The following is a 21494-nucleotide window of genomic DNA, read 5'->3' as shown; positions in this document are numbered from 1 at the left end:
GGCGGTGGCGTGAAGCAGCTCGCGGCGTTCCTGGCCGCCCAGAAGTGCATCTAGTCCAGCCATCGGTAGCAATAGGTCATGGCGGAGATTCTGGTCCTGGTGGACCACGCGGAGGGCGTGGTGCGCAGGGCGGCCCTGGAGCTGGTGACCCGGGCCCGTCGGCTGGGCACCCGGGTCGCGGTGGGGCGGGGTGCGGGCGACGCGGCGGCGGGTATCGCGGCGAAGGCCGGCGAGTACGGCGCCGAGCGCGTCATCACCGCCGACGCCGCGCAGTTCGCGGACTTCCTGGTGGTGCCGAAGGTCGACGCGCTGCAGCAGATCGCGGGCAGCGTGAACCCGGCGGCGGTGCTGGTCACCTCCTCGGGTGAGGGCAAGGAGATCGCGGCCCGCCTGGCGCTGCGCCTGGGCTCCGGTGTGATCACCGACGCCGTCGACCTGGCCTCCTCCGACAGCGGGCCGGTGGCGACGCAGTCGGTGTTCGCGGCCTCCTTCACGGTGCAGTCGCGGGTGTCGCACGGCACCCCGGTGATCACGGTCAAGCCGAACGCCACCAGCCCGGAGGCCGCCCCGGCCGCCGGCGCCGTCGAGAGCGTGGTCGTGGAGTTCTCCGCGGCCGCGTCGGGCACGAAGGTGACCTCGCGGACCCCGCGGGTGTCCTCGGGGCGTCCGGAGCTGACCGAGGCCGCGATCGTGGTCTCGGGCGGTCGTGGGGTGGGTGCGGCGGACGGTTTCTCCGTGGTCGAGGCCCTGGCGGACTCGCTGGGTGCGGCCGTGGGCGCCTCGCGTGCCGCGGTGGACGCGGGTTGGTACCCGCACTCCAACCAGGTCGGCCAGACCGGCAAGCAGGTCTCCCCGCAGCTGTACATCGCCAACGGTATCTCCGGTGCGATCCAGCACCGCGCGGGCATGCAGACCTCCAAGACCATCGTGGTGGTCAACAAGGACCCCGAGGCGCCGATCTTCGAGCTCGCCGACTTCGGCGTCGTGGGCGACCTGTTCGCGGTCCTGCCCCAGCTCACCGACGAGATCAACACCCGCAAGGGCTGACCCCGCCCAACCGCTGAACCACCGGACCCCGCGCCCCACCAAGGGACGCGGGGTCCGTCGTACGATCAAGCGGCCCGTCCAGCAGCGAATCCGGTGGGGGACATGTGATCGTCTGGCTCAACGGCGCGTTCGGCGCCGGCAAGACCACGACCGTGCGCGAGCTCCAGCGGCTCATCCCCGGATCCCACGTGTTCGACCCCGAGGACGTCGGAGCCCTGCTGCGCTGCCGCCTCCTCCCCGCCGCGTCGCTCGACGGCCTGACCGACTACCAGGACCTCGTCGCCTGGCGTCGCCTGGTGCCCGACACGCTCGCCGCGCTCCACGCCCAACTCGGCGAGGACACTCCGCTGCTGGTCCCGATGGCACTGCACCGCCAGGACTATCGCGACGAGATCTTCGGCGCGCTCGCCGCCAGACGGCTCGACGTGCACCACGTGCTGCTGCACGCCGAAGAATCGATCCTGCGCAAACGCATCGACGCCGACGAGACCGAGCACGGCGCCCGCGGGTGGCGCCTCTCCCACCTCGACGCCTACGCGGCCGCGCTGCCCTGGCTCCGCGCGGACGCCGCCGTCGTCGACACGGCGGACCTGACGCCGCGCCAGACCGCCGAGTGCGTCGCGGACCTGATCCGCACCGGCGCGTGCCGGGTACCGATCGTGCAGGACGCCGTCGCGACGGGGGACACCGTCGCCGCCGCGGTCCTGCTCTTCGACGAGGCGGACCGGGTGCTGCTCGTCGACCCCGTCTACAAGCCCGGCTGGGAGTTCCCCGGCGGCGTCGTGGAGACCGGCGAGGCGCCCTCGGCCGCGGCGGTCCGCGAGGCCGCCGAAGAGCTGGGCGTCACGCTCCGCGCGGACGACCTGCGCCTGCTCGTCGTCGACTGGGAACCCCGCCGCGGCCCCCGCTCGGGCGGCCTCCGCCTCGTCTTCGACGGCGGCTCGCTCGCCCCGGCCCAGCAGGCGGCGCTCGCCCTCCCCCCGGCCGAACTGCGCAGCTGGCGCTTCGTCCCCCCGGAGGAGTGGGACGCCCATCTCGCCCCCAACAAGGCCTCGCGCCTGCGCGCCGCCCTGGCCGCGCGTCGCGCCGGGCACGTCGCGTACCTGGAGGCGGGACACCCGGCCTGACCGGGTCGGCCGGGGCGACCTGCCAGGATGGAACGCGTGCCGTTCACCTTCAGTCACCCCGCGGCCGTGCTGCCGCTGCTGCGAGCCGGGCGCGGCCGAGGGCCGCTGATCGCGTCCGGGCTGGTCGCCGGGTCGCTCGCGCCCGACCTGCCGTTCTTCCTCGACAGCCCGCTGCCCGGCGTCTACGGCCTCGGCCGGTACACGCACCGCGGCTGGGCCGTGCCCACGCTCGACGTCGCCCTCGCGGCCGGGCTGGCCGGGGCCTGGTACGGGGTGCTGCGGGAGCCGACGGTCGCGCTGCTGCCCGGCGCACTCGCGGACAAGGTCGACGCGCTGACCGGGCCCGCCCGCAAGCCCCAGGACCTCATTCCCGCCGACGCCGCGTGGTTCGCGGCCTCCGCGGCGGTCGGCGCGTTCACCCATGTGGGTTGGGACGCGTTCACCCACCACGGTCGTTGGGGTGAGCGGCACTGGCCCACGCTCGGTCACCGGATCGGTGGACGGATGCCGGTCTACCAGGCTCTGCAGTGGACCAGCTCGGCCCTGGGCCTGGCAGTGCTCGCCGTCGCCGCGCGGCGGACGCTGGCCGCGACCCCGCCGGCGCCGACGGCCGAGGTGGCGCCCGCGCGCCGGCAGCGCGCCACCGGCCTCGGCGTGGTGGCCGCCGCGACCGTGCTGGGCGCGGCGCACCGCCTGCGGCGCGATGCCGCCCGGCACCCCGGTCGGCGGCCGAGCGGCAACGACCTCGTCGGATCCGTCACCTTCGGTGGCGGAGCGGGCGCCGCGCTGGGCGCGGCCGGGTGGGCGCTGTCCGCGCTGCGCTCGACCCGCGCCAGTAATATGACCGATCGTGAGCGAGAACCAGCGCCCTGGCGCGGATGACAACGAAACCCGGTCGGATGCGCGGCTGGACATGCCGGCGGACGAGCTGGGCGGTGTCTGGGACGTCGTCGTCGTGGGCGCGGGCCCGGCCGGAGCGTCGGCCGCGTATGCGGCGGCCGACGCCGGCGCCTCCCGCGTGCTGCTGCTCGACAAGGCCGCCCCGCCCCGCTACAAGACCTGCGGCGGCGGCATCATCGGTCCCTCCCGCGACTCGCTCCCGCCCGGCTTCGAACTGCCGCTGAAGGACCGCGTCCACGCCATCACGTTCACGCTCGGTGGCCGTTACGAGCGCACCCGGCGCTCGAAGCGGATGCTGTTCGGTCTGGTCAATCGCGACGAGTTCGACCACGGCCTCGTCCAGGCCGCGGAGAAGGCGGGCGCCTCGCTCGTCGCCGGGGTGACCGTCACCGGCGTGACCCAGCCGGACGAGGCCGAGGGCGGCCTCGCGCTGGTCTCCCTCCAGGACGGCCGCGTCGTCAAGGCCCGCGCGGTGGTGGGCGCGGACGGCAGCGCGGGACGCGTGGGCGCGCACGTCGGGGTCACCTTCGACCAGGTCGATCTCGGCCTGGAGGCCGAGATCCCCGTCCCGCCCGCGGTGGCCGAGACCTGGCGCGGTCGGGTCCTGCTCGACTGGGGCCCGCTGCCGGGCTCGTACGGGTGGGTCTTCCCCAAGGGCGACAGCCTGACGGTCGGCGTCATCTCCGCCCGCGGCAAGGGCGCTGAGACGCGCGCGTACCTCAAGGAGTTCATCGAGCGCCTCGGCCTCGCCGGCTACGAGCCGAGCGTCGAGTCCGGCCACCTCACGCGCTGCCGCGCGGAGGAGTCCCCGCTGTTCCGCGGCCGCGTTCTCGTCGCGGGCGACGCGGCGGGCCTGCTGGAGCCGTGGACCCGCGAGGGCATTTCGTACGCGCTGCGGTCGGGTCGTCTGGCGGGCAAGTGGGCTGCGCGGATGGCGTCCGGCGAGACGGACGGCGCGGTGCGCCGTGAGGCGCTGGGCTACGCGTTCGACATCCGCGCGGGCCTGGGCGAGGAGATGCGGGTCGGCCGCAGGATGCTCGCCGCCTTCGAACGCCGCCCGGCGGCGTTCCACGCCGCGGTCCTCACCTTCCGCCCGGCGTGGCGGGCCTTCGCCCGCGTCACCCAGGGCCACACCACCTTCGCCCGCCTCACCCACGAATACGGCGCCGCCCGCCAGACCATCGCCTTCCTGACCCGCCGCTGACCGCGTTCCCCCGCAGGGGTCGTTGCACCACCTAGGGGCGCGGGGAACTGCGCGACAAGCCACTGACATGCGGATGGTCACCAACGCGCAGGGCCATCCTCACAGGGTGGTTGGTCGCGCAGTTCCCCGCCCCCCCAAGGGGCTACGCCCCGGGCTGCATCGGCCCCAGCCAGGTGCCGCCGGAGGCGTCGAGGGTTTGGCCGGTGATCCAGCGGGAGTCCGGGCCGGCGAGGAAGGCGACGATGTCGGCCACGTCGTCCGGTTCGCCGATGCGGCGGAGGCAGGCGACGGACTCGACGCCGGCGGCCAGCTCCGGGACGGCGAGGAAGTGGGCGGTCATGTCCGTGCGGACGACGCCGGGGGCCACCGTGTTCACGGTGATGCCGCGCGGGCCCAGGTCGAGGGCGAGGGTGGGGGCGAGGGACTCCAGCGCGGCCTTGCTGGCCGTGTAGCCGATCTGGATCGGGACGGCCATCCGGCTCGCCACCGAGCCGATGTTGATGATCCGTCCGCCGTCCCGCAGCAGCGGGAGCGCGCGCTGGACGACGAGCAGCGGGGTGGTGACGTTCACCGCCAGCACGCGGCTCAGCTCCGCCTCGGTGACCTCGGCGACGCCGTGGGTCGAGGCGATGCCGGCGTTGTTGACCAGGATGTCCAACGCGAAGTCCGCGCCGAGCCGCTCGAAGAGCCGGTCGACCGCGCCCTCCGTCCCGAAGGACGCCTGCACGGCGAAGGCCTGGCCGCCGGCGGCCTCGACGCGGGCGACGGTCTCCTTCGCCGCCGCCTCGTCGGAGCCGTAGTGGACGGCGACGCGGGCGCCGTCCGCGGCCAGGCGCAGGGCGATCGCGCGGCCGATGCCGCGCGAGCCGCCGGTGACCAGGGCCGTCTTGTTCTGCAGGGTGCTCATCGGGTCCTCCTGGGTTCCGCCGGGCGCTTGCCGTCCGGCGATGACCACCACGTTCGAGGAGACCGCTGACCGCACCCTGACCCGCCGCTGACCGCGCCCTGACCGCTACTCCCGGGGGAGTACCCGACCGCACCGCGCCGAGGGGACGCCGCGGGGCGATCATCCGGCATACGGTTCCGGTATGAGAAACCGCCGACGCCCGGAGGGCCCGCCCTGGACGCCGTGGACGCCGTGGACGCAACGCCGGCGGCCGCCGTTCGTGGTGCCGGTCGTCATCGGGTTCATCCAGGTGGTCGGCACGAAGTCGATGGCGCAGCACCATCACGGGAGCACGAGCGGTCGGCCGCTGGACACGCTGGCGTACCTGCTGCTGCTCGCGGGGCCCGCGCTGCTGCTGGTGCGGCGGCAGTGGCCGGTGCAGGTGTGCGCGGGGACGGCGGCGGTCGCGGGAGCGTACCTGCTGCTGCGGTACCCGTACGGGCCGATCGTGGTGAGCGTGGTGGTCGGGTACGTCACGGCCGTGATGGCGGGCCGGCGACGCGCGGCGTGGATCAGTCTGGGCACGCTCTACGTCGCGCACGTCATCGTCAACAGCGTGACGCACGCGCTGAGCTGGCCGGTCGAGTTGGGGCTGCTGGCCTGGCTGCTGCTGGTCGCGGCGGGGGCGGAGCTGGCCCGGACGCGGGGCGAGCAGCGGCGGCAGTGGCGGCTGGCCCGCGAGGAGCGGGAGGCGCGGATCGCGGACGAGCAGCGCCTCGCCATCGCGCGTGAGCTGCACGACGTGCTGGCGCACAGCATCTCGCTGATCAACGTGCAGGCCGGGGTGGCGCTGGAGCTGATCGACGACGATCCCGAGCAGGCCAGGACCGCGCTGCGGACGATCAAGGACACCAGCAAGGACGCCCTCGGCGAGGTGCGGCAGGTGCTCGGCTCGCTGCGCACCGGCGCGCCCGCCGCCGCGACAAACGTGTCCGCCGCCCCGAGCGGTACCCCCGCCGGTCCCGCCGCGCCGCGCAGCCCCGCACCGGACCTGGGGCGGCTCGACGAGCTGGTGCGCCAGGCGGCCGCCGCCGGACTGACCGTGACCGTCCGCCGTGAGGGCGCGCAGCGCACGCCGCCGCCCGGCGTCGGGCTCGCCGCGTTCCGGATCGTGCAGGAGGGGCTGACCAACGTGCTGCGGCACTCCTCGGCCCGCACCGCCGAGGTGACGCTCGACCAGAGTGCGGCGGACCGGCTGCTGCTCACGCTCGAGGATCCGGGCCCGGTCTCCGCGGCGGGCGGCGCCCGCGCGGGCGGCAGCGGCGCCGGGCTGGTCGGCATGCGGGAGCGGGCGGCGGCGCTCGGCGGTTTCGTCGAGGCCGGGCCGACCGCGTCGGGCGGCTTCCGGGTGCACGCCGAACTACCGTTGCACGCACAGGACATGACGAGGGACGAGGGGCGACGATGATCCGGGTACTGCTCGCCGACGACCAGCAGCTGGTACGCGCCGGGTTCCGCGCGCTGCTGGACGCCCAGTCGGACATCACCGTGGTCGCCGAGGCGGACGACGGCGTCCAGGCCGTCGCCCGCGCCCGCGAGCTGGTGCCGGACGTGGTGCTGATGGACATCCGCATGCCAGAGCTGGACGGGCTGGCCGCCACCCGGCGGATCTGCTCCGACCCGGCCCTCGCCGACGTCAAGGTCGTCGTGCTGACCACCTTCGAGCTGGACGAGTACGTCTTCGAGGCGCTGCGCGCGGGCGCGGCCGGGTTCCTGGTCAAGGACACCGAGCCGACCGAGCTGCTGCGGGCGGTGCGGGCCGCGCACGCGGGGGACGGGCTGCTGTCGCCGGGGGTGACGCGGCGTCTGATCGCCGAGTTCGCCGCGCGTTCCAAGGAGCCGGAGCAGCCCGCCGCGCTGGCCCGGCTGACGGACCGGGAGCGGGAGGTGCTGGCCCTGGTGGGCCTGGGGCTGACCAATGAGGAGATCGCGGGCCGGCTGGTGGTCAGCCCCCTTACGGCGAAGACCCACGTCAGCCGGACGATGGTGAAGCTGGGCGCGCGGGACCGGGCGCAGCTGGTGGTGCTGGCCTACGAGTCCGGGCTGGTCCGGCCCGGCTGGCTGGGCTGAACCCCGCCGGAGGCGAGGGCCGCCTCCCGTTCGCGGTAGTAGCGCTCCAGCAGCGCGGGCATCTCGCGGCGCAGGAACGTGAAGAAGTGCAGCGACTCGCCCAGCCGGGCGCTCGCGGGGGAGTCCTCGCCGAGCAGCCGGATGCCCTCGGTCAGCGCGCTCTGCCAGCGGCCCAGCACGAAGTCGCGGTTGAGCATCGCCTCGCGCCAGACCTCGTCGAAGACCCGGTAGCGGTCGCGGCGCGAGCCGGGCTCGCGCTCCCGGCCGACCAGCTGGAGCTGGGTCAGGTAGCGGACGGCGCCGGAGACGGCGGCCGGGCTGATCTGCAAGGTCTCGGCCAGCTCGGCCGCCGTCATCCGGCCGCTCGGCGCCGTCATCAGCGCCACGAAGACCCGGGCGGGCATGCGGGGGAATCCGGTGTCGGTCAGCACACCGGCGAACCTCTCGATGTAGGCGTGGAGTTCGTCAGGGGCCGGGGTCATGTGATCACCTTAGCGAGTTCCTGATATTCACGAATTCCTGAAAGAAGTGTAGCGTCTGAATCATGACGACGGCCATCGACGTGTCCGGGCTGGTGAAGACCTTCGGGCGGACCCGCGCCCTGGACGGACTGGAGCTCAGCGTCGCCCAGGGCGAGGTGCACGGCTTCCTCGGCCCGAACGGCGCGGGCAAGTCCACCACCATCCGCGTCCTGCTCGGCCTGATCCGGGCCGACGCGGGGCGGGTGTCCCTGCTCGGCGGGGACCCCTGGCGCGACTCGGTCGCGCTGCACCGCCGCCTCGCCTACGTCCCCGGGGACGTGACGCTGTGGCGGGGACTGACCGGTGGCGAGGTGATCGACCTGCTCGGGCGGCTGCGCGGCAACGGAGCCGACCGCGCGCGCCGCGCCGAGCTGCTGGAGCGCTTCGAGCTGGACCCGACCAAGAAGGGCCAGACCTACTCCAAGGGCAACCGGCAGAAGGTCGCCCTGGTGGCCGCGTTCTGCTCGGACGTCGAGCTGCTGATCCTGGACGAGCCCACCTCGGGGCTCGACCCGCTGATGGAGGAGGTGTTCCGCGCCTGCGTCGAGGAGGAGCGCGACCGCGGCCGGACGGTCCTGCTGAGCAGCCACATCCTCTCCGAGGTCGAGGCGCTCTGCGACCGGGTCAGCATCATCCGCGCCGGGCGCACCGTGGAGACCGGCACGCTGGCCCAGCTGCGCCACCTCACCCGCACCTCCGTCGTCGCCGAACTCGCCGCCCCGCCCACCGGACTGGACGCACTGCCGGGCCTGCACGACGTCGAGCTGCACGGCACCACGCTGCGCTGCCAGGTCGACACCGACCACCTCGACCCGCTGCTGCGCACCCTCACCACCGCCGGCGTGCGCTCGCTGACGAGCCGTCCGCCGACGCTGGAGGAGCTCTTCCTGCGGCACTACGAGCCGGAGAGCCCCGAGGTGGTCTCGTGAGCGTCGCCGGCCTCGGTCCGCTGCTCCGCTTCGCGCTGCGCCGCGACCGGATCATGCTCGCCTGCTGGATCTACGCGCTGCTGGCCTCGGTCATCGGCACGGCCGTCTCCTTCCGCAGCCTCTACCCCTCCGCCTCCTCGCGCGAGCAGCTCGCGGCGAGCATCAACGACAACGGCTCGCTGCGGGCGCTGTACGGGGCGGTCTACGACACCGGCAGCGTCGGCGCTCTGACGGCGTGGCGGATCCTCGGGCTCGGCGGGCTGCTGCTCGGCCTGCTCTGCGTGCTGCTGGTCACCCGGCACACCCGCGCCGAGGAGGAGTCCGGGCGGCTGGAACTGCTGGGCGCGGGCGCGATCGGGCGCGGCGCGCCGCTCGCCGCCGGAATCGGCACCGCGCTGACCGCCTCCGCCGTGGTCGGTGTCGTCACGGCCGGCTTCCTGGCCGCGAGCGGCGAGCAGCCGGGCGGCTCGCTCGCGTTCGGCGCCGCGCTGTTCGGCTGCGGCGTCTGCTTCTCGGGCGTCGCCGCCGTCGCGGTGCAGCTGACCGAGACCGCGCGGGCCGCCAACGGCATCGGCGGCGCGGTGCTCGGCCTCGCCTACCTGCTGCGCGCCGCGGGCGACGCGGCGGGCAGCACCGGGCCGGGCTGGCTGGTCTGGCTCTCCCCGCTGGGCTGGGTCGAGCGGGTGCGCCCCTACGCCGACAACGCCTGGTGGCTGGTCGCGCTGCTGCTGGTCGCGGGCGTCGTGCAGACCGGCGTCGGCCACTGGCTCGCCGGACGCCGCGACCTGGGCGGCGGCCTGCTGCCCCAGCGTCCGGGGCCGGCCACCGGCGCCGGCTCGCTGCGCAGCGCCCTCGGTCTGGCCTGGCGGCTCCAGCGCGGCAGCCTGATCGGCTGGACCGTCGGCTTCGCGATCGGCGGCGCGCTGCTCGGCGGCATCAGCAAGGGCGTCGACCAACTCGTCTCCAGTAGCGCCAACGTCGAGCAGATCGTGCAGCGCATGGGCGGCAGTACCCAGGTGACCGACGCCTACCTGGCCACCGCGATGAACCTGCTGGCCATGGTCGCGGCCGTCTACGCGGTGCAGACCGCGCTGCGGCTGCGCGGCGAGGAGACCTCGGGCCGCGCCGAACCGGTGCTCGCAGCCGGTGTGCGTCGACTCGCCTGGGCGGGCGGCCACCTGGTCTTCCCGCTGCTCGGCTCCGCCGTGCTGCTGCTCGCGGGTGGCCTGACGGCCGGTCTCGGCGCGGGCGTCGTCTTCGGCGACGTGCCGGGCTGGACGGGCAGGCTGCTGGTCGGCGGTCTGGTGCAGCTGCCCGCGGTGTGGGTCTTCGCGGCCGTCACCGTCGCGCTGTTCGGCCTGGTGCCGCAGTGGACGGGCGCCGCGTGGGGCGTGCTGGGCGTGCTGCTCTTCATCGCCTACCTGGGTCCGGCACTGAACGCGGGTCAGTGGCTGCTGGACCTCACGCCGTTCACGCACGTCCCCAAGCTGCCCGGGGCGGCCTTCCACGCCGCGCCGCTGCTCTGGCTGACGCTGCTCTCCGCGCTGCTGACCGGCGCCGGCCTCGCGGGCCTGCGCCGGCGTGACATGGGCTGACGGCGACGCCAGCCGGGCCCGGAGTGGTGAGCCGCGTCACCATCCACCGGCGTGGGGTCGACGTGCACTGTCGGCACGCTCCCGTCCTGCATAGGCTGGCCCTGCGCCGCCACAGGGTCGTGACGGCGGAACCCGGGAAGGACTCGCACCGATGACCTCCGACGCTGAGCCGCTGGTCCGCTACGCCGTCGACCGCGGCATCGCGACGCTGACGCTCGACTCGCCCGCCAACCGCAACGCCCTCTCCTCGCGGCTGGTCGCGGAGCTGGAGCAGGGGCTGGCCGAGGCCGGCAAGGACCCGGCCGTCCGCGCCGTCGTGCTCACCCACACCGGCGGCACCTTCTGCTCGGGCGCGGATCTGTCCGAGGCCACCGGCGGCGATCCGACCGCCAATCCGCGCCGTCTGGTCACCGCCATGCGCAGCGTGCTGGAGTCGGCCAAGCCGGTTGTCGCGGTCATCGACGGCCACGCGCGCGCGGGCGGCCTCGGCCTGCTCGGCGCCTGCGACATCGTGCTGGCCGGCCCGGCGTCGACCTTCGCCTTCACCGAGGTCCGCCTCGGCCTCGCGCCGGCCGTCATCTCGCTGCCGCTGCTGCCGCGCCTGGACCCGCGTGGGGCCTCGCGCTGGTACCTGACCGGTTCGGTCTTCAAGTCCGCGGAGGCGCAGCGGATCGGCCTGATCACCGAGGCGTGCGCGGATCCGCAGGAGGCGCTGACCTCCGTGCTGGACGCCTTCCGCAAGGCCAGCCCGCAGGGCCTGGCCGAGACCAAGCGCCTGGTCACCGCCGAGGTGCTGCGCGTCTTCGAGCGCGACGGGGAGTCCATGGTGGCCCAGTCCGCGCTGCTCTTCGGCTCGGAGGAGGCACGCGAGGGCATGCTCTCCTTCCTGGAGCGCCGCCCGGCCGCCTGGGCCGCCGAGTAGGTCCCGTGCCCGCGCGGCGAGGTCTGTGACGCAGCCCTCGCCGCCAGCGGGGTTACCGACCGGTTAACGTAGGCGCATGCCGTTCGCCGAGAAGTTGCGCCGCGGGGGCCGTGGCCTCGCCTCCCGCCTGATCCACCGCGGCTGGGCGTGGGTGCGGGAGGCGGGCGCGATCAGCGCCGACCAGCCCGGACCGCTGCGCTTCGCCGAGCTCGGCGCCTGCACCAAGCTGGCCTTCCCGCAGGGGACGATCTTCAACGAGCACGCCATCGCGATCGGCTGCTACTCGATCATCGGCGAGCGGGTCTCCATCTCGGCGGGCTTCGCCCCCGGGCTCAAGCTCTCCGAGGGGCCGATCGTGCGCATCGGCGACGGCTGCGTGATCGGCCGGGACACCAACATCGTCGGACACGAGTCGATCGTGATCGAGGACAACGTCTGGACCGGTCCGAGCGTCTACATCTCGGACCAGAACCACTCCTACGACGACCCGCACCTGCCCATCGGCAAGCAGTGGCCGCGTAACGAGCCGGTCCGCATCGGCGCCGGCAGCTGGATCGGCACCGGCGCGGTCGTCCTGCCCGGCGCGGACATCGGCCGCAACGTCGTGGTCGCGGCCAACGCCGTCGTGCGCGGCCACGTCCCGGACAACACCGTCGTCGCCGGCGCGCCCGCGAAGCCCGTCCGCCGCTGGACGGAGGCGGAGGGCTGGCAGCCGCCGATCCGCACGGCCGCTCCCCGCGCGATCCCGGAGGGCGTCACGCACGAGGAACTCCTCGCCCTCATAGGTTGGGACCTCCACCTCCCGCCCGAGGTCACCAAGGCCGCGGACCAGGACCCCGACCCGGTCCCGTAGCGCGCCGGGGCCGTCCCGTGGCGCCCTCGCTCGCCGAGCGCGGTGGTCACCTGGATGGCACAGTGGGAGGGATTCGCCTGCACGCCGGACCTTCGTTCGAGGAGGGCTCCATGCGTCTCCAGATGCGTCTCCAGCTCGCGGCGGTGGCCGCCTCCCTCTCCCTCGCGACAGCCCTGAGCGGCTGCTCCTCCGGTGCGACCAGCAATGCGATCGGCGCCGGAGCGGGCAGCAGCGCGCCGGCCTCGTCGGCGCCCGCGGGCTCGGCCGCGGTGCCGTCCGCGGGCCAGCTGCAGGGCGCGCTGCTCGCCGCCTCCGACCTGGGCCCGGACTTCACCGCCCAGCCCGGTGACACCACCGCCCCGACGAACACCCCCGCGCCGACCGGCTGCAGCGCCCTCACCGACCTGATGAACGCGGCCCCCTCCACCTCCCCGAACCCGGCCCAGGGCCCCGACGCCCAGGTCATCCTCGAGGGCAGCCAGACCGGCCCCTTCGTCGGCGAGTTCCTCTCCGCCCGCCCGCAGCCGGTCCTCGACCGCAACTACCCGGCGGTCGTCAAAGCCCTGCACACCTGCCAGGAACTGAACTTCCCCACCGGCAGCACCCAAGTGCCCTTCCAGCTCTCCGACTTCGACATGGGCACCAGCGGCAGCACCGCCAAGCATCTCTCCGGCACGGTCCAGGGCGTCCCCATCAACGGCTACCTCGCCGTCGACCGCCTCACCCCCACCGTCGCCCTCGTCTACCTCTACCTCGAAGTCGCCGGCGACTCCCCCCAGACCGCCAAGACCTACTTCGAACAGGCGGTCAGCAAGGTCCAGGCCACCCTCCAGCAGTCGGCGACCCCGGCGAGCGTCTGAGCGCTCAGGCCTTGGCGCGGACGACCAGGGCGGAGACGCCCGCGAGGGCGATGAGGAGGGCGACGGAGAGGAGGGCCAGGGGGAGGCCGAAGGCCTGGGCGAGGAATCCGATGAGGGGTGGGCCCGCGACCATGCCGCCGAAGCCGAGGGTGGAGGCGGTGGCGACGCCGCGGGGGCCGCGGAGGGCGCCGGCGCGGTCGATGGCGAGGGGGAAGATGTTGCTGAGCCCGATGCCGACCAGCAGGAAGCCCGCGAGGGCGAGCGGCAGCGAGGGGCTGACCGCCGCCGCGACCATGCCGACGGAGGCGATCGACGCCCCCGCGACCAGGAGCTTGGTCGGGCCGAAGCGTTCCACCAGGCGTGTGCCGCTGAGGCGGCCGATGGTCATGGTGAGCGAGTAGACCGCGAAGCCGGCCGCGGCCACCGCCGAGGAGGCGTGCAGGTCCTGACGCAGGTGGAGCGCACCCCAGTCCGCCATCGAGCCCTCGCCGTAGGCGTCGCAGAGCGCGACGACGCCCAGCAGCGCGACGAGCAGCGCCACCCCGGCCGGCGCGGCGGACGCCGCACCCGCCGCGTCCGAGCGGGCGTCGGCGGGCGCCACCGCGTGGCGCATCAGCGCCCGGCCCGCCCAGGCGGTGACCAGCAGGCCGCCGACCGCCAGCAGGCCCAGATGCCGAGTGGGCGTCAGCACCGGTGCCAGCAGCCCGCCGACCGTCGCGCCGAGCAGGCCGCCGAGGCTGTACGCGGCGTGGAAGGACGGCATGACGGGCCGTCCGGCCGCCCGGACGAAGTCCACCGCCGCGCTGTTGATGCCGACGTTCACCGCGCCGTAGCCCGCGCCGAAGACCAGCAGCACGCCGCCCAACGCCAGCACGGAGTGCGTCAGCGGCGGCAGCGCGACCGAGACGCAGAGCAGGGCCGCCGACGCGACCGTGATCGCGTGGTTGCCGTACCGGACGCAGAGCCGGCCGACCGGGCCCATGGCCGCGACCGCGCCGGCGGAGACGCAGAGCAGGGCGAGCCCGAGCAGGCCGGGGGAGGCGTGCACCTGGGCCTTGATCTCGGGGATGCGCACGACCCACCCGGCGAACAGGAACCCGTCGAGCGCGAAGAAGCCCGTCAGGGCGACGCGCACGACCGGCCAGTTGCGGGCGGAGCGGGTGACGAACGAGGCGGAGGAGGCGGATGTCGTCGGAGAGGCCGAGCCTATTTTGTCTATCTGCGGCACAAATTCATAATAGAAGGGTGACGCAGACGCAGACAAGCCCCGAGCGCGGCCGTGCCGCACTCGGTCCCGCACTCGAGCTGATCCACACCGGCGCCGCGCCCACCCGCTCGGCGCTCACCGGCGCGCTCGGCGTCACCCGGACCACCGTCGGCGCGGTCACCGGTGAGCTGGAGGCGCTGCGGCTGATCACCGTCGACGCCCGCCCTGCCGGAGCCGGACGCGGGCGGCCCTCGCACCGCCTGGAGATCGACCCGCACGGTCCCGTGGTGCTCGCCGCCCAACTCCACACCGACGGCTTCACCCTGGCCCTGGCCGGCCTCGGCGGGCGGCTCGGCCAGCCCCTCGACCTGCCGTTGGCCCGGCTGCCCAAGGACACCGACCCGCGCGTCGTGCTGCGCACCATCGCCGACGAGGCCATGCGCCTGCTCGCCGCCAGCCCCCGCCGCTGCGTCGGCGCCGGGCTCGCCGCGCCCACGCCCGTCACCGAGCCGGAACGCCTCGCCGTCATCTCCGCGTGCCTCGGCTGGCCCACCGGCACGCCCATCGGCGAGCTGTGGCAGGAGGTCCTGCACGACGCCGGGCTGCGGCTCCCAGACGGCGTCGCCCCCGCCGTCGCCAACGACGCGAACCTCGCCGCGCTCGCCGAGCACCGCCACGGCGCGGGCCGCGGCGCCCGCCATCTGCTGTACGTCACCGCCGGGCACGAGGGCGTCGGCGGCGCGCTCGTGGTCGACGGCCGACTGCACACCGGCAGTACCGGACTCGCCCTGGAGATCGGCCAGCTGACGGTCGATCCGGAGGGCCTCCAGTGCCGCTGCGGACGCCGCGGCTGCCTGGACGTCGAGGCCGGCCCGCCCGCACTCCTCACCGCGTACGGCCTCCCGAAGGACGCCCCGCTCACCGAGGTCGACACGATCCTCGCCGCGGCCCGCGCGGGCGATCGCGCGGCCCAGGCCGCGGTGGACCACGTCGCGGTCCGGCTCGGCCACGGCATCGCGGCCGTCGTCGACATCCTCAACCCCGACCGGGTCGTCCTCGGCCCCTTCCACAGCGCGCTGCTGGCCGGCGCGCCGGAGCTGCTGCCGGAGACCGTCGCCGGCCGCGCGCACTGGGGTCGCTTCGGCTGTGTCCCGCTGCGCGCCGCGGAGTTGCCCGCCCCCGAGCTGGCCGGCGCGGCGGAGCTGGCGTGGGCGCCGATCCTCGCCGACCCCCAGTTGGTCGCCGTGGTCTGACCGGATCCCGGACCCCGTACTCCCGGGGGAGCAGCGCAGGTGTCCCCCGGGAGGCGACGCCCCGGGCGGCGCCGCGGAGGAGTCTCTTCAGTACCGACTACGGATGACTGAGGAGCGCGAGATGAACACCTTCCTGGCCGACGGATGGCACGGCGGACCCGGCCCGTGGATCCTGCTGATGCCGCTGTTCTGGATCGGCGCGATCGTCGTGGTCCGCCGAGTCCTGTGGCGCGGCCGCGCGTTCGGCGGTGGCCCGCGCGGCCCGCGCCCGACCCCGCCCTTCGCGGGCCCCCGCGGTGGGTCCTGGGGCGCCCCCCAGCAGCAGGGCCCGGCGCCCTCCCCGCTGGAGACCCTCAACCGCCGCTACGCCGACGGCGAGATCGACGAGTTCGAGTACCGCCAGCGCCTCGACGTCCTGAACGGCACGGACACCACGGCGTAGCCGTCAGGGGCGCGAGGAACTGCGCGAACAACCACCCGGTGCGGATGGCCCTGTTCATCGAGGACCATCCGCATGTCGGTGGCTTGTCGCGCAGTTCCTCGCGCCCCTGGGGTGGTGCAACGCACCTTCAGTCGGCCAGAACCGGTTCGAGCGCTCCCGCGGCCAGTTCCACCGCCAGCGGGACCGTCTCCAGCAGGGCCGGAGCGGGCACCGGGGACGTCGCCACCGTGAACCAGACGGTCTTGCCCGTGTCGCTCGCCTGTGTGCCCCAGTCCTTGCAGAGCGCCGCCACGATCGAGAGCCCCCTCCCGCCGGAGTCCATCGGCTCCGGCGCGCGGGCCTGGGGGAGGTCGGGGGAGTTGTCGCAGACCTCGACGGTCAGGGTGTCCGTGGCAGCCCGCAGGCGCAGCGTGCAGGGCGCGGTCGCGCCCACGTGCTGGTGCACGTTGGCCAGGAGCTCGGTGATGCCGAGCAACGTCTGGTCCGTGACGGCGGCGAGATGCCAGTGCCGCAGATGCGCCTGCACGATTCTGCGCACCACGGCGAACCGACTCGGTTCCGCCGTGAGGCGCAGTTCGTAGCGCCGGTCCATGTCCTCCATCGCGCTTCCGACTCCTTCCGTCCTCCGCAAGCGGCGGTCGACTTCGAAGAGTGAGCAATGAGAAGCATTCCGTGATACGACCAGAGTTTCCCGGTTCGCCCGGGACCGCAACTTCTGACATCCTGCCCCGAATGCGAGCTCAGGGTAAGCATCCGGACGCAGCGGGTCGCGGATCATGCGTGCGAGTTCGAGAACATCCAAGAAACTGTTGTGATTTGTGCCACGTTACGATGCGGGTGAGACGCCACCCGTCGGACGAACACAACGAAAGCAGCAGGCCGTGAAGACCCTTGATGTGGACCGCAGCGACGCCGTGTACCGGGCCTGGCTGAAGGAGGCGGTCCGGAAGGTCAAGGCGGACGCGAACCGCTCCGCGGACACGCACCTGCTGCGCTTCCCGCTGCCCGACGAGTGGGGGATCGACCTCTACCTCAAGGACGAGTCGACCCACCCGACCGGCTCGCTGAAGCACCGCCTCGCGCGGTCCCTGTTCCTGCACGCGCTGTGCAACGGCTGGGTCAGACCGGGCGCGCCCGTCGTCGAGGCGTCCAGCGGGTCGACGGCCGTGTCGGAGGCGTACTTCTCCAAGCTGATCGGGGTGCCGTTCATCGCGGTGATGCCCCGCACCACCAGCTCGGAGAAGATCGCGCTGATCGAGGCGCAGGGCGGCAGCTGTCACCTCGTCGAGGACACCCGGACGATCTACGAGGTCTCGGCGCGGCTGGCCGCCGAGTCCGGCGGTCACTACATGGACCAGTTCACCTACGCCGAACGGGCGACGGACTGGCGCGGCAACAACAACATCGCCGAGTCGATCTACCACCAGATGGCGCAGGAGCGTCACCCGGAGCCGACCTGGATCGTGGCCACCGCCGGCACCGGCGGCACCTCCGCGACTCTCGCCCGCTACGTGCACTACATCGGCGCCGACACCCGCGTCTGCGTCGCCGACCCGGAGAACTCCGCGTTCTTCGACGGCTGGGTCACCGGCGACCTCTCCCGGACCTGGGACTGCGGATCACGGATCGAGGGCATCGGCCGCCCGCGTGTGGAGCCGAGCTTCGTGCCCGGCGCGATCGACCGGATGATGAAGGTGCCGGACGCGGCCAGCGTCGCGACCGTGCGGCTGCTGGACCGCGTCATGGGCCGCAAGCCGGGCGGTTCCACGGGCACCGGGCTGTGGAGCGCGCTGCGGATCGTCGCGGAGATGCGTGAGGCGGGCGAGCAGGGCAGCGTCGTCGCGCTGATCTGCGACCCGGGCGACCGCTACCTGGACAAGTACTACTCCGACGCGTGGCTGGCCGAGCAGGGCCTCGACATCGCGCCGTACCTCGCCGTGCTGGAGAAGGTCCTGGCGACGGGGGTCTGGACCGGCGAGTGAGCCGGCCGGACCCCCGACTCCAGGTGGTCGCTCAGCCCCGGAAGTCCGGCGCCCGCTCCGGCGAGGCCTCGGCGAGGGCCTTGGTCACGGCGGCGACGTCGCCGCGCAGGCCGTAGACGGGCGTGCCCGGCTGCTGGCGCCAGGAGTCGTCCAGGCCGCCGGAGTCGACGGTGTCGAAGCCGATCTGGTCGATCACGTCGCGGACCAGCTTCTTGGCGTCCGCGTCGTCGCCCGCGACGGGCAGCGCCTGGCGGCCGGGAGTGCCGGCCGGGAGCGGGCGCTCCAGGAGGTCGACCGCGTAGGTGCCGTTGAACGCCTTCACGACGGTGTGGCCGAGCTGCTGGGCGACCCAGCGGCTCTCGGTGAGGCCCTCGTCCTCGATGGCCGCGATCCGGCCATCGCGCTGCTGCGGGTAGTAGTTGTTGGTGTCGATCACGGCGACGCCCGGCGCGGCGTGCGCGAGGAGGTCCTTCGGCAGGGCGGGGACGTTCTTCAGCGGGATCGTCACGATGACCAACTCGGCGTCGCGGGGCGCCTCGGCGACGGTGACGGGCGTCGCGCCGGTCTCCTCGGCGAGCTCGCCCAGCGTCTCGGGGCCGCGCGAGTTGGCCACTGAGACGTCGTGACCCGCGGCGGTGAGGCGCCGGGTGAGGTTTCCGCCGATGTGGCCCGCGCCGATGATGCCGATCTTCATGGAACAGCCTTTCCGGGTCGTGTGTACTCGCTCTGTTCCGCACAACCCGGTTCGTGTGCCGCGCATTCCGTCCGGCCCGACGGGTCAGCCGATCTGATCAGCCGTCGGGAAGACGACGCCGGTCAGCTGCTCCGACGCCTCCCACAGGCGCTGCGCGACCTGCGGGTCGCTGGCGGCCCGGCTGCGGCCGACCAGCGTGGGCGCGCCGCGCAGCTCGCCGAGGCCGTCAGGGCCCACGTAGGAGGCGCCGGGCAGGTCCTGGGTCGCGGCGAAGAGCGTGGGCTGCGCGCCGGCGAGGTCGTCCTGGGCGATGACGCGATTGCCGACGGCCATCAGCACGCGGCGCAGCGCGTTCGCGTCGTGGCCCTGCAGGTTGGTCGCGGCCCAGCCCGGGTGCGCGGCGAGGGCGCGGACCGGTGAACCCGCCAGGGTGAGCCGTCGCTGCAGCTCCAGCGTGAAGAGCAGGTTGGCCAGCTTGGACTGCTGGTACGCGCCGGTGGGGCTGTACTCGCCCTCGAGGTTCAGGTTGTCGAAGTGGATCCGCGTCCCCGGCAGCCGGTGCACGCCCGAGGCGACGGTGACCACCCGGTCGGTGAGCTGCGGCAGCAGCAGGTTGGTCAGCGCGAAGTGGCCGAGGTGGTTGGTGCCGAACTGCGTCTCGAAGCCGTCCTTGGTGCGGCCCTCGGGGACGTTCATCACGCCCGCGTTGTTGATCAGCAGGTCCAGCGGGCCCTGCCAGGACGCGGCGAACTCGCGCACGGAGCCGAGGTCGGCGAGGTCGAGGCGGCGGACCTCCAGCCCGCCCTTGGCCTCGGGGATCCGATCGGCGGCCGCCTGCCCGCGGGTGACGTCCCGCACGGCCAGCACGACGTGGGCGCCGGCCCGCGCGAGCGCGTTCACCGTGGCGAGGCCGAGGCCGCTGTTGCCGCCGGTGACGACGGCCGTGCGGCCGGACTGGTCGGGGAGGGGTTCTGGTGTCGTAGCCATGCTGCCAATGTAGGCAGCGACAACAATGATGTCAACGACAACAATGTAGCCGCTGGTCACATGGGCGGTAGGGTGGTCGCCATGCAGGCGCGTCGTTACCACCACGGGGATCTGCGGGCCGCGTTGCTCGCCAGCGCGGAACGGGTGCTGCGCGAGCGCGGCTCCGGAGAGCTGTCGCTGCGCGAGCTCGCCCGGGAGGCGGGCGTCAGCCATGCGGCTCCGAGCCGCCACTTCAAGGACAAGCAGGCGCTGCTGGACGCCCTCGCGCGGGAGGGCTTCGATCGGATGGACGCCGCGCTGCGGGCCGCGGTCGCGGCGGCGGGGGAGTCCTTCGCCGACCGCCTGGACGCGCTGGCGCGCGCGTACGTCGGCTTCGCGACGGGCAACGCGGTGCTGCTGGATCTGATGTACACGGTGAAGCACGACGCCGCGGCGTCAGCGGAACTCGCGGCGGCGAGCCGCCGGTTGGGGGAGCTCGCGTTCTCCCTGCTGACGGACGCTCAGGCGCGCGGCGAGATCCCCGCCGGCCCGGTCGAGGCGATCGGCCTCCCGGTCTTCAGCACGCTCCACGGCTTCGCCGACCTGGCCGTGAACGGCACGCTGACTCCCGCGGACGTCACCGCGGGTCTGGGCCCGGTGGTCGCCTACATGCTCCGAGGCTGCGGCGGTTAGTTCGCAGGGCCGTCCTCCCCCAGCCTTCGGCCGGGGGTGCCCCCAAGGGTGGTTTCTCGCGCCCCTAGGAGCGCGCCTGCGCGTCGAGGCGGTGCATGGCCTTGCGGATGGAGCGCATGACCATGGGACGGACCGCCTGCAGGGGGAGCTCCAGTGCCGCGTGGCCCTCGATGGCCATCGTGAAGCGGACGGTCGTGCCCGGGCCCTGGCTCGGGGTGAGGAGCCACTCCTCCATCCAGGCGTGGGCGCCGGGGACGTTGGTCTCCTCGATGCGGTAGACGAAGCGCTCCGGCTCGTCCCAGACGAGCACGCTCTCGACGAAGCGCACGCCGCCGCGGAGCGCGACCGTGCGGCCCGCGCCCACGCTGTAGGGGCCGGGGCCGGTGTAGGAGGCGCGGGTGATCTCGCGCCACCACTGGGGCCACGTGGACGCGTCCTCCGTCAGCGCGCGGAACAGCGCCTCGCGGGACGCGTCGAGACGCTGGGTGACGACGATTCGCAGCGGTGCCGACTGGAGGAACTCCGTCGTCACCGGGGACAAACGCACGCCCACCGGGCACCTCTTTCGATAGATCAGGGCTGGGCGCAGCCTAGTTGACGCCCCGTCAAGATTTAAAGGTGAGATCGGACACCCACCGGTCAGCCGGCGATGACGACCTCGCGGACCTGCTCGGCGACGGCGCTGCGGATCTCCGCGGGCAGGCCCGCGTCCGTGACCAGGGTGTCGATCTCGGCGAGCGACGCGAACGTGGAGAGTCCGACGGTGCCCCACTTGGTGTGGTCCGCGACCGCGATCACTCGGCGCGCCGCGGCGACGAAGCTGCGGTTGGTCTCGGCCTCGGCCAGGTTGGGGGTGGACAGGCCGGCCTCCAGGGAGATGCCGTGGCAGCCCAGGAAGAGCAGGTCGAAGTGGAGCGAGCGGATGGCCCGGTCGGCGATCGGGCCGACCAGCGCGTCGGAGGGGGTGCGCACGCCACCGGTCAGCACGACCGTGGAGGCGGGGGCCGCGGCCGTGCCCTGGCGAGCCGCGTGCTCGAAGACGTCCGCGACGCGGACGGAGTTGGTGACCACGGTCAGGCCCTCGATGCGGACCAGGTGGTGGGCCAGGGCGTAGGTCGTGGTGCCGCCGGAGAGTGCGACCGCGCTGCCCGGGGCGACCAGCCCGGCCGCGGCCTCGGCGATCTCCTCCTTGGCGCTGAGCTCCAGCGCCGACTTGGCCTCGAAGCCGGGCTCGTGGGTGCTGGCCTCCAGCACTGGGACCGCGCCGCCGTGGACCTTCTCCA

At 73.8% G+C, this 21494-nt stretch carries 23 protein-coding genes; 15 read left to right on the top strand and 8 right to left on the bottom strand.

Features of this window, described 5'->3' with window-relative positions; all coding sequences use genetic code 11:
• Nucleotides 1–78 precede the first annotated feature (78 nt).
• The 4 genes from DN069_RS37245 to DN069_RS37230 all read left to right on the top strand — a co-directional run bounded on the left by DN069_RS37245 (nt 79) and on the right by DN069_RS37230 (nt 4278).
• Nucleotides 79–1047 carry an electron transfer flavoprotein subunit alpha/FixB family protein gene (locus DN069_RS37245; protein WP_111507681.1) on the top strand — a complete coding sequence of 323 codons (969 nt, stop codon included), beginning with the start codon at nt 79–81 and terminating at the stop codon, nt 1045–1047.
• A 104-nt stretch (nt 1048–1151) separates the two neighbouring features.
• Complete coding sequence (locus tag DN069_RS37240; protein WP_111507680.1) at nt 1152–2174, top strand: NUDIX hydrolase; 1023 nt, start codon at nt 1152–1154, stop codon at nt 2172–2174.
• A gap of 36 nt (nt 2175–2210) precedes the next feature.
• On the top strand, nt 2211–3056 hold the full coding sequence (locus DN069_RS37235; RefSeq protein ID WP_165845811.1) for a DUF4184 family protein: 846 nt from the start codon (nt 2211–2213) through the stop codon (nt 3054–3056).
• A gap of 31 nt (nt 3057–3087) precedes the next feature.
• A complete protein-coding gene (locus tag DN069_RS37230) occupies nt 3088–4278 on the top strand; it encodes a geranylgeranyl reductase family protein (protein ID WP_111507678.1) in 1191 nt (396 codons plus the stop codon).
• A gap of 142 nt (nt 4279–4420) precedes the next feature.
• On the opposite strand, the gene DN069_RS37225 is transcribed toward DN069_RS37230, so the two are convergent.
• Complete coding sequence (locus DN069_RS37225; protein ID WP_111507677.1) at nt 4421–5185, bottom strand: SDR family NAD(P)-dependent oxidoreductase; 765 nt, start codon at nt 5183–5185, stop codon at nt 4421–4423.
• A gap of 181 nt (nt 5186–5366) precedes the next feature.
• Here DN069_RS37225 and DN069_RS37220 point away from each other — a divergent pair, with 181 nt between their 5' ends.
• Together DN069_RS37220 and DN069_RS37215 are read left to right on the top strand one after the other, a co-directional pair.
• Entirely contained in the window at nt 5367–6632 is a 1266-nt protein-coding gene (locus DN069_RS37220) for a sensor histidine kinase (RefSeq protein WP_243640304.1), read from the top strand.
• Nucleotides 6629–7294 (top strand): response regulator transcription factor, encoded by a 666-nt coding sequence (locus DN069_RS37215; protein ID WP_111507676.1) that lies wholly within the window; start codon nt 6629–6631, stop codon nt 7292–7294. The genes DN069_RS37220 and DN069_RS37215 overlap by 4 nt, the downstream gene beginning before the upstream one ends.
• On the opposite strand, the gene DN069_RS37210 is transcribed toward DN069_RS37215, so the two are convergent.
• Nucleotides 7255–7776 carry a GbsR/MarR family transcriptional regulator gene (locus DN069_RS37210; protein ID WP_111507675.1) on the bottom strand — a complete coding sequence of 174 codons (522 nt, stop codon included), beginning with the start codon at nt 7774–7776 and terminating at the stop codon, nt 7255–7257. The two genes, DN069_RS37215 and DN069_RS37210, sit on opposite strands and share 40 nt — an antisense overlap.
• 62 nt (nt 7777–7838) lie before the next feature.
• Between DN069_RS37210 and DN069_RS37205 the strand changes: the two genes are divergently transcribed.
• The 5 genes from DN069_RS37205 to DN069_RS37185 all read left to right on the top strand — a co-directional run bounded on the left by DN069_RS37205 (nt 7839) and on the right by DN069_RS37185 (nt 12974).
• Entirely contained in the window at nt 7839–8744 is a 906-nt protein-coding gene (locus DN069_RS37205) for an ABC transporter ATP-binding protein (RefSeq protein WP_111507674.1), read from the top strand.
• A complete protein-coding gene (locus DN069_RS37200) occupies nt 8741–10339 on the top strand; it encodes an ABC transporter permease (protein WP_111507673.1) in 1599 nt (532 codons plus the stop codon). The genes DN069_RS37205 and DN069_RS37200 overlap by 4 nt, the downstream gene beginning before the upstream one ends.
• A gap of 151 nt (nt 10340–10490) precedes the next feature.
• On the top strand, nt 10491–11261 hold the full coding sequence (locus DN069_RS37195; protein ID WP_111507672.1) for an enoyl-CoA hydratase family protein: 771 nt from the start codon (nt 10491–10493) through the stop codon (nt 11259–11261).
• Nucleotides 11262–11337: 76 nt separating this feature from the next.
• On the top strand, nt 11338–12114 hold the full coding sequence (locus DN069_RS37190; RefSeq protein ID WP_111507671.1) for an acyltransferase: 777 nt from the start codon (nt 11338–11340) through the stop codon (nt 12112–12114).
• A gap of 110 nt (nt 12115–12224) precedes the next feature.
• On the top strand, nt 12225–12974 hold the full coding sequence (locus DN069_RS37185) for a hypothetical protein (RefSeq protein ID WP_111507670.1): 750 nt from the start codon (nt 12225–12227) through the stop codon (nt 12972–12974).
• Nucleotides 12975–12978: 4 nt separating this feature from the next.
• On the opposite strand, the gene DN069_RS37180 is transcribed toward DN069_RS37185, so the two are convergent.
• Complete coding sequence (locus DN069_RS37180) at nt 12979–14202, bottom strand: MFS transporter (RefSeq protein WP_111507669.1); 1224 nt, start codon at nt 14200–14202, stop codon at nt 12979–12981.
• Between the two features lie 17 nt (nt 14203–14219).
• On the opposite strand from DN069_RS37180, the gene DN069_RS37175 reads away from it, so the two are divergent.
• Entirely contained in the window at nt 14220–15434 is a 1215-nt protein-coding gene (locus tag DN069_RS37175; protein ID WP_111507668.1) for an ROK family protein, read from the top strand.
• A 103-nt stretch (nt 15435–15537) separates the two neighbouring features.
• Nucleotides 15538–15876: an SHOCT domain-containing protein gene (locus DN069_RS37170; protein WP_243640303.1), complete on the top strand. Its 339-nt coding sequence runs from the start codon at nt 15538–15540 to the stop codon at nt 15874–15876.
• 127 nt (nt 15877–16003) lie between these two features.
• Here DN069_RS37170 and DN069_RS37165 read toward each other — a convergent pair whose 3' ends face one another.
• Nucleotides 16004–16477 carry an ATP-binding protein gene (locus DN069_RS37165; RefSeq protein ID WP_165845810.1) on the bottom strand — a complete coding sequence of 158 codons (474 nt, stop codon included), beginning with the start codon at nt 16475–16477 and terminating at the stop codon, nt 16004–16006.
• Between the two features lie 280 nt (nt 16478–16757).
• Here DN069_RS37165 and DN069_RS37160 point away from each other — a divergent pair, with 280 nt between their 5' ends.
• Nucleotides 16758–17858: a PLP-dependent cysteine synthase family protein gene (locus DN069_RS37160; protein ID WP_111507666.1), complete on the top strand. Its 1101-nt coding sequence runs from the start codon at nt 16758–16760 to the stop codon at nt 17856–17858.
• A gap of 31 nt (nt 17859–17889) precedes the next feature.
• Here DN069_RS37160 and DN069_RS37155 read toward each other — a convergent pair whose 3' ends face one another.
• Together DN069_RS37155 and DN069_RS37150 are read right to left on the bottom strand one after the other, a co-directional pair.
• The gene (locus DN069_RS37155) at nt 17890–18552 is read right to left on the bottom strand and encodes an NADPH-dependent F420 reductase (RefSeq protein ID WP_111507665.1); all 663 of its coding nucleotides are present in this window, start codon (nt 18550–18552) and stop codon (nt 17890–17892) included.
• Nucleotides 18553–18636: 84 nt separating this feature from the next.
• Nucleotides 18637–19539, bottom strand: a complete 903-nt coding sequence (locus DN069_RS37150) for an oxidoreductase (RefSeq protein ID WP_111507664.1) — start codon at nt 19537–19539, stop codon at nt 18637–18639.
• A gap of 81 nt (nt 19540–19620) precedes the next feature.
• On the opposite strand from DN069_RS37150, the gene DN069_RS37145 reads away from it, so the two are divergent.
• Nucleotides 19621–20211 (top strand): TetR/AcrR family transcriptional regulator, encoded by a 591-nt coding sequence (locus DN069_RS37145; RefSeq protein ID WP_111507682.1) that lies wholly within the window; start codon nt 19621–19623, stop codon nt 20209–20211.
• Nucleotides 20212–20275: 64 nt separating this feature from the next.
• On the opposite strand, the gene DN069_RS37140 is transcribed toward DN069_RS37145, so the two are convergent.
• Nucleotides 20276–20764, bottom strand: a complete 489-nt coding sequence (locus DN069_RS37140) for an SRPBCC family protein (RefSeq protein ID WP_243640302.1) — start codon at nt 20762–20764, stop codon at nt 20276–20278.
• Nucleotides 20765–20850: 86 nt separating this feature from the next.
• Nucleotides 20851–21494: DeoR/GlpR family DNA-binding transcription regulator (locus tag DN069_RS37135; RefSeq protein WP_111507662.1), on the bottom strand; the 644-nt coding region annotated here is incomplete at its 5' end.

Source organism: Streptacidiphilus pinicola (genome assembly GCF_003258295.1).
Classification (GTDB): domain Bacteria; phylum Actinomycetota; class Actinomycetes; order Streptomycetales; family Streptomycetaceae; genus Streptacidiphilus; species Streptacidiphilus pinicola.
The sequence above is the reverse complement of the archived record's forward strand: the minus strand, read 5'-3'. Positions and strand labels throughout refer to the sequence as shown.

What these genes read in the sequence shown, in the direction of transcription:
- DN069_RS37230 (WP_111507678.1), top strand. Translation starts at nt 3,088, where the DNA reads ATGCCGGCGGACGAGCTGGGCGGTGTCTGGGACGTCGTCGTCGTGGGC.
- DN069_RS37215 (WP_111507676.1), top strand. Translation starts at nt 6,629, where the DNA reads ATGATCCGGGTACTGCTCGCCGACGACCAGCAGCTGGTACGCGCCGGG.
- DN069_RS37150 (WP_111507664.1), bottom strand. Translation starts at nt 19,539, where the DNA reads ATGGCTACGACACCAGAACCCCTCCCCGACCAGTCCGGCCGCACGGCC.
- DN069_RS37245 (WP_111507681.1), top strand. Translation starts at nt 79, where the DNA reads ATGGCGGAGATTCTGGTCCTGGTGGACCACGCGGAGGGCGTGGTGCGC.
- DN069_RS37170 (WP_243640303.1), top strand. Translation starts at nt 15,538, where the DNA reads ATGACTGAGGAGCGCGAGATGAACACCTTCCTGGCCGACGGATGGCAC.
- DN069_RS37165 (WP_165845810.1), bottom strand. Translation starts at nt 16,477, where the DNA reads ATGGAGGACATGGACCGGCGCTACGAACTGCGCCTCACGGCGGAACCG.
- DN069_RS37205 (WP_111507674.1), top strand. Translation starts at nt 7,839, where the DNA reads ATGACGACGGCCATCGACGTGTCCGGGCTGGTGAAGACCTTCGGGCGG.
- DN069_RS37190 (WP_111507671.1), top strand. Translation starts at nt 11,338, where the DNA reads ATGCCGTTCGCCGAGAAGTTGCGCCGCGGGGGCCGTGGCCTCGCCTCC.
- DN069_RS37225 (WP_111507677.1), bottom strand. Translation starts at nt 5,185, where the DNA reads ATGAGCACCCTGCAGAACAAGACGGCCCTGGTCACCGGCGGCTCGCGC.
- DN069_RS37185 (WP_111507670.1), top strand. Translation starts at nt 12,225, where the DNA reads ATGCGTCTCCAGATGCGTCTCCAGCTCGCGGCGGTGGCCGCCTCCCTC.
- DN069_RS37220 (WP_243640304.1), top strand. Translation starts at nt 5,367, where the DNA reads ATGAGAAACCGCCGACGCCCGGAGGGCCCGCCCTGGACGCCGTGGACG.
- DN069_RS37155 (WP_111507665.1), bottom strand. Translation starts at nt 18,552, where the DNA reads ATGAAGATCGGCATCATCGGCGCGGGCCACATCGGCGGAAACCTCACC.
- DN069_RS37145 (WP_111507682.1), top strand. Translation starts at nt 19,621, where the DNA reads ATGCAGGCGCGTCGTTACCACCACGGGGATCTGCGGGCCGCGTTGCTC.
- DN069_RS37195 (WP_111507672.1), top strand. Translation starts at nt 10,491, where the DNA reads ATGACCTCCGACGCTGAGCCGCTGGTCCGCTACGCCGTCGACCGCGGC.
- DN069_RS37210 (WP_111507675.1), bottom strand. Translation starts at nt 7,776, where the DNA reads ATGACCCCGGCCCCTGACGAACTCCACGCCTACATCGAGAGGTTCGCC.